5 protein-coding genes are annotated in these 9313 nt (G+C 56.3%); 1 reads left to right on the top strand and 4 read right to left on the bottom strand.

What is annotated here, in order from left to right:
* Positions 1-328: 328 nt before the first annotated feature.
* Positions 329-784 carry a MerR family transcriptional regulator gene (locus HNR55_RS05890; RefSeq protein ID WP_166112665.1) on the bottom strand — a complete coding sequence of 152 codons (456 nt, stop codon included), beginning with the start codon at positions 782-784 and terminating at the stop codon, positions 329-331.
* 75 nt (positions 785-859) lie between these two features.
* Between HNR55_RS05890 and HNR55_RS05895 the strand changes: the two genes are divergently transcribed.
* Positions 860-3007, top strand: coding sequence for a heavy metal translocating P-type ATPase (locus tag HNR55_RS05895; RefSeq protein ID WP_166112668.1), 2148 nt, complete (start codon positions 860-862; stop codon positions 3005-3007).
* Between the two features lie 231 nt (positions 3008-3238).
* Here the strand turns inward: HNR55_RS05895 and HNR55_RS05900 are convergent, their stop codons facing one another.
* Genes HNR55_RS05900 through HNR55_RS05910 form a run of 3 tightly spaced genes read right to left on the bottom strand, consistent with a single transcriptional unit; the run spans position 3239 to position 9173 of the window.
* Entirely contained in the window at positions 3239-4732 is a 1494-nt protein-coding gene (locus HNR55_RS05900; protein WP_166112727.1) for an efflux transporter outer membrane subunit, read from the bottom strand.
* A 44-nt stretch (positions 4733-4776) separates the two neighbouring features.
* Positions 4777-5982, bottom strand: a complete 1206-nt coding sequence (locus HNR55_RS05905; RefSeq protein ID WP_166112671.1) for an efflux RND transporter periplasmic adaptor subunit — start codon at positions 5980-5982, stop codon at positions 4777-4779.
* The gene (locus HNR55_RS05910) at positions 5982-9173 is read right to left on the bottom strand and encodes an efflux RND transporter permease subunit (protein ID WP_166112674.1); all 3192 of its coding nucleotides are present in this window, start codon (positions 9171-9173) and stop codon (positions 5982-5984) included. Before HNR55_RS05910 ends, HNR55_RS05905 begins: the two co-directional genes overlap by 1 nt.
* Positions 9174-9313: the final 140 nt, after the last annotated feature.

Raw genomic sequence — 9313 nt, forward strand, 5'->3', positions numbered from 1 at the left:
CCGATGCGGCAGAGTCAGCAAGATATACGCGCTCTCTCCCCTGATCCCCCCGCTACAGCCATATAACTTCTGACATTGCTGCCGTAGTAACGGCAACAACATGATAGGGCGTAACATTACCGACCGTAAGCCGCTTCGTGCGTCTGCCTGAGGAAAGACCGGGCGAGACACTCCTGAGCAGAGGAACATGACGAGTTGCTCCGTCTTCTTCCAAAACGCTCAATCCAGAAATGCCTGCATCATGGTAAAGGCAGGTTCATCAGGCCATAATCCAGCCGAATGTCTGTATCGCACGAAAATACCTGCTGGGGAGCGTTTGACGAACCGGCTATGTGAGACATTCCCGCTCAATGTCATGAGACGTCATCGTCCGATGGTCTGCCTCGCATAGACCATGATCGCCCAGAACCTGAATAACCCGGCATGTCTGTACAGTGCCACAGGTGCATTGCGCTATCATGCGCTCAAGTTCCTTGTGCAGGGCGTTCAGCCGGACAAGGCGGTGTTCCACCTCCGCAAGCTGGCGCTTTGCCAGGGCGTCAATGGCCTCACAACTCTGGTCAGGGTCATCCGACAGGGCCAGCAGTTCCCGGATATCGTCCAGCGGAAACCCCAGTTCGCGCGCATGGCGGATAAAATTCAGGCGTTCACGGCTGGTGTTATCGTATATCCTCTGCCCGCCTTCATTCCGTTCCGGCTTGGGGAGCAGTCCAATCTGCTCGTAATATCGGATGGTTGGCACTTTCACACCAGTCAGCCCAGACAGCTTTCCGATACTCAACATGCAGAATCCTCTTGAACCTCTAGTTACTAGAGGATGTAATTATCTTATTCTCTCTCATTGGGACAGGAGAATAGAATGCCGGATACACATGAATGGCTCGTAACAGGGATGGACTGCCCGTCCTGCGCTGCAAAAATAAAAGGAGCCGTAGGCCAGTTACCCGGCATTGAAACCGTTGAAATATCTGTCATGTCCCGAAAACTCCGGGTCACGGCAACAGCGCACGCCACGCTCCCGGCGGATATTGAAAGCCGGGTAAAAAGCCTTGGCTACGGCATTGAAGCCATTGCACAGGCAGGCGGCGTACCTAACCCGCACACAGAGGCTGACGAGCACGCGACACAAGCCGATGCCCCTTGGTACCGGACAGGAAAAGGGCATCTGGTTCTGCTCACCGCAGCCCTGCTCTCTGTTGCATGGGGGCTGGCCCTTCTGCTGCCAGCTTCCGGGAACTGGCCATTTATTGTGGCGTGCCTTGCGGGCCTTATCCCCATCGCCTTACGGGCTTTTGCCGCCATCCGTGCAGGGCAGCCTTTTTCCATTGAAGCGCTGATGACCATTGCCGCAACAGGCGCGCTGTTTATTGGTGCAGCACAGGAAGCGGCTCTGGTTGTCTTCCTGTTTGCGGTGGGCGAACTGCTTGAAGGTGTTGCCGTAAGCCATGCGCGCGATGGCATTCGGGCATTAAGCACTCTGGTGCCCAAAACGGCGCTGCGCGAAAAAAACGATATGATGGAAGAAGTCGCAGCAGCAGAACTTGTGCCCGGCGATGTTGTTATTGTGCGGCCGGGGGACCGTATTCCTGCGGATGGTAAAATCATTTCCGGCACGGGCGGTGTTGATGAAAGCCCCGTAACAGGTGAGAGCATGCCCGTCACACGCGGACCGGGGGACCCGGTATTTGCGGGGGCGATTAATAACGAAACAGCCCTGCGGGTACAGGTAACACGCGCCGCGGCAGATAATACCATTGCCCGGATTATCCGGCTGGTTGAGCAGGCTGAAGACTCACGCGCGCCCACACAGCGGTTTATTGACCGCTTCAGCCGTTGGTACATGCCCGCTATTGTAGTTCTGTCCGCACTGGTTGTGGCTATTCCGCCCCTGCTTTTTGGGCAGGCGTGGTCGGTCTGGGTCTATCGTGGCCTGTCCCTGCTGCTTATCGGGTGCCCGTGCGCTCTGGTTATCTCGGTCCCTGCCGCCATTGCATCGGCTCTATACGCTGGGGCGCGGCATGGCCTGCTTATGAAGGGTGGTGCCGTTATTGAAGCCACGGCGGCAATCAAAACGGTCGCATTGGATAAAACAGGCACCCTGACCATGGGGCAGCCCGAGGTAACGGATATTCTCTGCCTCGATGGATCCCCTGCTGCCGAAGCCCTTGTTCTTGCCGCGGCAGTAGAAAAAGCCTCGAACCATCCACTGGCTCAGGCCATTGTACGCAAGGCGGAGGGCATGGTTCTGCCACCTGTGCAAGATAGCCGCGCCATTCCGGGCAAGGGTGTGTCTGCTGTGTTTGACGGGCAGATCGTAACTGTCGCCAGCCCCCGGCATGCAATGCAGGACGGCGCGTTGTCCAGCACAGCCGCGGCACAGGCTACTGTTCTGGAAAGTGAAGGCAAAACGGTTGTTGTCCTGTACACCAGCACGGCTCTGGCACTGATCGGATTGCGGGACGAACCAAGGCAGGATGCACAGGAAACAATACGGCAACTCCGCAGCCTTGGGGTCACACCCATTATCCTGACGGGGGATAACCAGCGCACGGCCGAAGCCATTGCGGGCCTGCTGCGCACGGAATACAAGGCCGAGCTTTTACCAGAGCAGAAACAGCAGACCATCCGTGAACTGACAGCGCGTGGCCCGGTCATGATGGTAGGGGACGGCATTAACGATGCACCCGCCCTTAAACAGGCAACCGTTGGTGTTGCCATAGGATCAGGAACAGATGTTGCGCTGGAAACTGCGGACGCCGCCATACTGCGCAACCGTATTACAGACATTCCTGCCCTTATTCGCCTTGCTCGTTCCACCATGGGCAACATCCGGCAGAATGTGTCCATCGCACTCGGCCTGAAAGGGATTTTTCTGGTAACAACCATTATTGGCATGACCGGCCTGTGGCTGGCCATTATGGCCGATACCGGTGCCACTGTTCTTGTCACCCTGAACGCCCTGCGGCTTTTGCGCACAAACCCCGCAGGGCTTGCACAAAAGGCTTAAGGCAGCCCAGCCCCTACCCTTTGGTGCTCTGGCAGCAAAAGACAGGGGCTGACAGGGGCAGGGAACAAAGTCAGCCAGACCTTGTTCTCTGCCTGCACATGCAGCCAAGCTCCCCACCATGCGACCTTACGACCAGACAGCACATCAACGGGTGTATCTCAGGCAACGGCCACATGGTTATGGTTTAAAAAACTTCTGAAAATTCCTTATGAATTCCAGAAACAAAAGGTCCTAGTTTTTATTAAGCTGCTGAAGCGTATCCGCTGGTGTTTGCAGGCCTGAATACTGCATCACACCAAATGTCATCGTGTCATCGGGTGTGGGGAGATCTTTCTGCCGCCAGCCTCCACCCAGAGCACGGATCAGCCCGACTGTGCTTTGCAAGGCGCGGGTCTGAACCTGCACCCGGTCAATCCGTGCATCCAGCGTATTGACCTGAGCAATCAACGCATCAAGATAATTATCAGCACCACCTTTATACAAAGTCATGGTCAGGGTCTGGGTTTTTTCCGCCGTTCCTACTGCCTGTCCCAGACGCTCTGTTTCTGCCCGCAGACGGTTGGTCATGGAAAACCCGTTCTCTACATCCGCAAAGGCGGAGAGCACGGTCATGCGGTAATGATCCAGCGTTTCACGGTAGATGGACCAGGAATGCTGCAACTGGGCACGGCGCAACCCGCCCTCAAACAGAGGCATGGAAACAGACGCCCCGTAAGACCACATACTGTTCGCCAGATTGGCCAGATTGAAGCCATTGGAATCAAACCCGCCATTGGCGCTAAAAAACACATGCGGATAAAACGCCGCACGGGCAATACCAATCGCCCGGTTTGCCTGCGCCATACGCCTTTCCGACGCGGCAATATCGGGCCTGCGTTCCAGCAGGTCAGACGGCAGACCCGCAGGAATACTGGGTTCTGCATTACTCAGATCATCCACCGGCTGGATATGAAAGGTGGATGGCTGCTCATTCACCAGCACGGCAATACCGTGTTCCAGCACGTCCCGCTGGGCCTGCACATCCAGCAGGCGGGCCTGTGTCATGTAAAGCTGGTTCTGCGCGCGGGCGACATCAATGCCGGTGGCATTCTGGTTATCCAGCCGGGTCTGGGTAACGTGTAGCGCCTGCTGATAATAGGCAATGGACTGGGTATAAATGGCGCGCTGGGCATCCAGTCCCCGCAGGGCAAAATAATCCGTTGCCAGTTCCGCCTGCAAACTGAGCCGTGCGGCGGCATAGTCTGCCGCCTGTTCCTGAGCATAGTATTTCTGCACCCTTACCCGGTTACGAATACCAGACCAGATATCCGGCTCCCAGCTTGCAAGACCGGAATAGAATTCATCCGTCGCAGTAATCGGGCCTTTGTAGCGGAACAGCCTGTCTGCCGAGCTTTTGTTGTCACTTGAGCCAAACGCCAGGCCAAAATGCGGCAAAAGGTCGGAGCGCGCTTCCATGACAATAGCGCGGGATTGCGAAAAACGCTCCGCAGCAGCCTGAAGGTCAGCATTGTTGGCCAGTGCCTCCTGCTCAAGCCCGTTGAGTACGGTATCATCAAACAGGGTCCACCAGTCCGGTTTCAGCGCCACGGTGCTGGGGGCCGCATCCTTAAAAGGCCCCTGCCCGTGCCAGGAGGCGGGCACAACATAATGTGGCGGCGCATAACGGGGGGCCAGATCGCACGCACTCAGCGCACTCAGGGAGAGCAGAAGGCCCGCCCGCGCCATCAGAGCACGCACAGGCAGGAGACGAAAATATGCAGAGATCTGTTTCATTCGTCATCATCCCCCTTTGTTTCCGCCGTTGCGTTGGGTGTGCTGAGGTAGCCCTGCGCCGGTTCAACGGGTCTGACCTTGCCCCCCTCCATCAGATCGGCGGGCGGGTTGTTGATAATCCGGTCATCGGGGGCAAGACCTGCGCTGACTTCCGTATAGGCATCCGACATGCGACCTACGGTTATGTTCTGGTAATGCGTAATCTGCTGCGCATTGACCGTGGCAACCTGCATACCGTGTTCCTGAAACACCAGTGCGCCGGTAGGAATGGTATAAACCCCCTTGCGTGCCGGAGCGGTCAGGGTGACGGAAGCAAAACTGCCCGGCCACAGTTTCTGCCCTGCATTGTCGATTGAAAACTCCGTAATGACCGTACGGGTATTGGGGTCAAAACCTTTAGCAATCGTCAGGAACTTTGCTTCGAACACGGTATTGGGGAACTGTGGAACGGAAACCTTCGCCACCAGTCCGGGCTGGAGGATGGAGGAAAATGTTTCCGGCACGGATACAAACAGGCGCATGGCATGGGTGTCCGCCACAGTAAACAGCTCGCTGGCTGTGCCGTTTGCGTTCATGCTGCCGCTCCCGGCCCCCACATAATCCCCCACATTGATGTTACGCGCGATGACCACGCCATCAAACGGTGCTTCAATGCTCTTGAAGTGGATCATGGCCTGATACTGGGCCACCTTGTGTTCGGCGGCTTCCAGCTCTGCCTTGGCAGACTGCTCATTGGCGTTCTGCACGGAAACAGACTGGCCAGATACCGCCTGTGACTGGCCCATGGCCCGCCAGCGTGTGGCGGTTATGGCGGCAAGGCCGTATTTGGTCTGCGCCACCTTCAGGTCCGCCTGCGCCTGTGCGTATTCCGCATCCAGCCGGGGCGTATTGATTTCGGCCAGCAGATCACCCTTTTTGACGACTGCGCCGTAATCCCGGTACCACATTTTCACATAGCCAGAGACCTGCGCATATATGGGCGCTTCGTACCATGCGCTGATTGTACCCGGTAAAGACAGGGTCACAGTTGGTGGTGCGGGCGTGGGCTTGACCAGCGCAACATCAGGCACCCGGTCGTAGGCTGCATCCTGCTGGATGCGCACGGTATTATGGGCGCGCTGGACCAGCAGATACGCAATATCCGCCATCATGACTGCCGCGAAGAAAATAATGACAATTCTGCCTTTGCTAGCAACAAACATCAGACAGTCTCCTGCTGGTTAGCGGCATCCGTGCTGGATGGCCGGGCCGGACGATGGTGGAAAATTGCATAAACACAGGGGACAAAAAGCAGGGTGGAAACCGTAGCCACAACCAGCCCGCCAATAACCGCCTTGCCCAATGGCGCATTCTGGGAATTACTGATGGCCATTGGCACCATGCCGATAATCATGGCCGAAGCTGTCATAATAACCGGGCGGATACGGCCAATACCGGCTTCAATCGCTGCGGTCGCGGCGCTGCTGTGCATGGCAAAGCGTTCCTTGGCGAAGGACACGACCAGAATGGAATTGGCCGTGGCTGTTCCCATGCACATGATCGCACCTGTGAGCGCAGGCACGGAAAGGCGCGTATGGGTCAGGAACAGGCTCCACGCAATGCCCGCCAGAGCCCCCGGCAATGCCGAGATGATAATGAAAGGATCAATCCAGGACTGGAAGTTGATCACAATCAGCATGTAAATCAGCAGGACCGAGACAACGAGACCGGCAATAAGCTCCACATAAGCGCCATGCATGGTGGTGGCCTGCCCGCGGATATCCACCGCCACACCACGTGGCAGATCGCTTTGTGTTGCGGCGATTTCCTGCTTGACCTGGCTCAGGACAGACCCGAGGTCCGTAAACTCGGTGGAAACGTAAATATCAATATCAGGCATGGAGTTATAATGAGACACCTGCCCCGGCGTGCCGATGGCCGTGATGGTGCTGATGCTACCCAGCAACTGCATATCCTTGCCTTCCGGGTCGTCATCCCCCTTGTCAACCGGAATGGTCAGCAGGTTGTTGTAATGTGTAAGCTGGTCCTGAGAGACATAGACATTAAGCGGGAAGGTAATGCCGGTTTTGGGGTCAAGCCAGTATTGTGGGTCGACTGTCTGACTGCCCGAGAGAGTCATGAGTTCGTTACTGGCAATATCCCCTTCGGTCATGCCTGTGGCCTGACCAAATGTGCGATTCCCCTGCACAAACAGCGTTGGCGTGGCCATGGTCTGCTGGATTGTCGTATCCACCGCGCCGGGTATGTGCCGCAGGCGGTTCACCAGCAGGCGGGCATAGCGGTAGTTATCCCGGATATTCGGGCCTGATACCTGAATATCAACCGGGGCGGGGGAGCCAAAGTTAAGGATTTTTTCCGTCAGGTCCGCAGGCTGGAATGTAAAGACCGTGCCGGGAAAACTGGCCGAAAGCTCACGCCGCAGCAGAGCGCGCTCATCCCATACGGGGGAAAGCTCGTTCTTGAGCGTGATGCTCAGATCGCAATCCTGCGTGCCAATTGTGGGTGTTGGAATAAACGCCTGATTATGCGGACCTTCCGGCAGACCGCAGTTGTTGATCACCCCTTCCACCTGACCGGGCAGAAGCTGCTCGATACGGTCATCCACCAGACTGGCTATGCGCCCTGTGGTTTCAATCCGGGTACCAAGGGGCACGCGCATGTGCATCTGCAATGCACCGGATTTAACCTCGGGGAAGAAGTCCTGCCCCACCACCGCAAACAGGGCGAGGGAGAGAACAGACACCCCCAAAAACACAGCCACAAACCTGTGACGCCGGGTTACCACACGTTCCAGCACCCGCCCGTAACGGAGTTTGAAGGCATGGAAAGCATGCTCAAACCTGTTCTGGAACCGGCCAAAAACACCTTTGGGCAGGGCTTCATGCTCATCCCCGTGCAAACCGGGATGCACCTGCCCTGCCAGCAGATATTTGGCCATTGTCGGCACCAGTGTGCGCGACAGGATGAACGATGCCAGCATGGCAAAAACAATGGCTTCGGCCATGGGCATGAACAGCCACCCAGCAACACCACTCAGGCGGAACAGCGGGGTCCACACAATGCAGATGCACAAGGTGGCAACCAGCGTGGGAATAACGATCTGGTTGGCAGCATCGATAATCGCTGTTTCCAGATCCTTGCCCATTTCCAGATGGGTATCGATATTCTCGATCATGACGGTCGCATCGTCCACCAGAATACCCACAGCCAGAGCAAGGCCACCCAGTGTCATCACGTTAATGGTCTGGCCAGCCCATAGCAGGCAGATAATGGCGGCCAGAATGCACAGGGGAATGGACGTGGCGATAATAATGGTGGAGCGCCACGAGCCAAGGAACAGCAGCACAACCAGGCCAGTCAGCACTGCGGCTGTCAGCATTTCGCGCACGACGTCACGGATGGCGTCCTTCACAAAAACCGATGCATCACTCAGGACCGAAATATGCACATCCGGCGGCACAAGCTGCTGGATACGCGGCAACAGCTCCTTGGTTCTGGAAACGACATCCAGCGTTGAAGCATCACCACTTTTCATGACAATGACCTCAACACCCTGTTTGCCTTTTACAAGCACAAGGTTGGTCTGCGGATGGCCACCACGGTACACGTTGGCAACGTCATGCACATAAATGACCGAATTGCCCACGCGCTTGACGGGAATATCCCCCAGTTCCTGCATGGAGCGCGGGGTGGCGTTGGTCTGAACCATCCAGTCCGTGCGGTCTATTTTCTGATCCCCGGCGGGTAGAACAATGTTCTGCTTACGCAGGGCGTTCTGTACGTCCATGGCGGAAAGATGGTGCGCCTGAAGCTGTGTCTGGTTGAGCGCAACCATAATAAAGCTGTCCATCCCCCCGTACGCCTGCGGCAGAACCGAGCCCGGCACGGTAACAAGAATGGGACGGATGCGCGTCATTGCGATCTTGAACAGGTCTGAGGGGGTCTGCTTGTCTGATGTGACCTGCAAGGCCAGAACCGGCACTGAGGACGCATCCAGCCGCATGACCATGGGGGCGGGAATATTGTCTGGCAGCTGTTTGATAACAGTCTGGGAAATAGCCGTAACTTCGGCTTCCGCCTCACCAATATCCGTTCCGGGCTGGAAGTAGATATTGACGATACTGCGACCGTAATACGAACTGCTCTCCATGTGTTCTATGCCCTCCACGGTGGAGGTCACGGCCAGTTCGTAATTATAGGTTATGCGTCCGGCAAACTCCTCTGGCAGCATGCCGCCATATGTCCACACAACAGACACGACAGGCAGCTTGATGTTGGGAAACACGTCGGTTGGCGCACGCAGTACGGACATGACGCCAAATGCGAGAATGAGCAGAGAAAGGACCACAAAAGTATAAGGCCGTTTCAATGCGGTTATGACGAGAGCATTCATGCGTTCCCAGTTCTCGATGGATTGTGGTTGGGATTGGCCTGAAGCTAGGTGTTTAGTCCCGTGTTTTGATGGGTTGGATTGATGATGAATTTTTCTGGCTCTGAAGTCCATATTTTGCAGACATATTCGTAAGGTGTGAG

This window comes from Acetobacter lovaniensis, from assembly GCF_014207635.1.
In the GTDB taxonomy this organism is placed as follows: Bacteria; Pseudomonadota; Alphaproteobacteria; order Acetobacterales; family Acetobacteraceae; genus Acetobacter; species Acetobacter lovaniensis.

What these genes read in the sequence shown, in the direction of transcription:
- HNR55_RS05890 (WP_166112665.1), bottom strand. Translation starts at nt 784, where the DNA reads ATGTTGAGTATCGGAAAGCTGTCTGGGCTGACTGGTGTGAAAGTGCCA.
- HNR55_RS05905 (WP_166112671.1), bottom strand. Translation starts at nt 5,982, where the DNA reads ATGTTTGTTGCTAGCAAAGGCAGAATTGTCATTATTTTCTTCGCGGCA.
- HNR55_RS05895 (WP_166112668.1), top strand. Translation starts at nt 860, where the DNA reads ATGCCGGATACACATGAATGGCTCGTAACAGGGATGGACTGCCCGTCC.
- HNR55_RS05900 (WP_166112727.1), bottom strand. Translation starts at nt 4,732, where the DNA reads ATGGCGCGGGCGGGCCTTCTGCTCTCCCTGAGTGCGCTGAGTGCGTGC.
- HNR55_RS05910 (WP_166112674.1), bottom strand. Translation starts at nt 9,173, where the DNA reads ATGAATGCTCTCGTCATAACCGCATTGAAACGGCCTTATACTTTTGTG.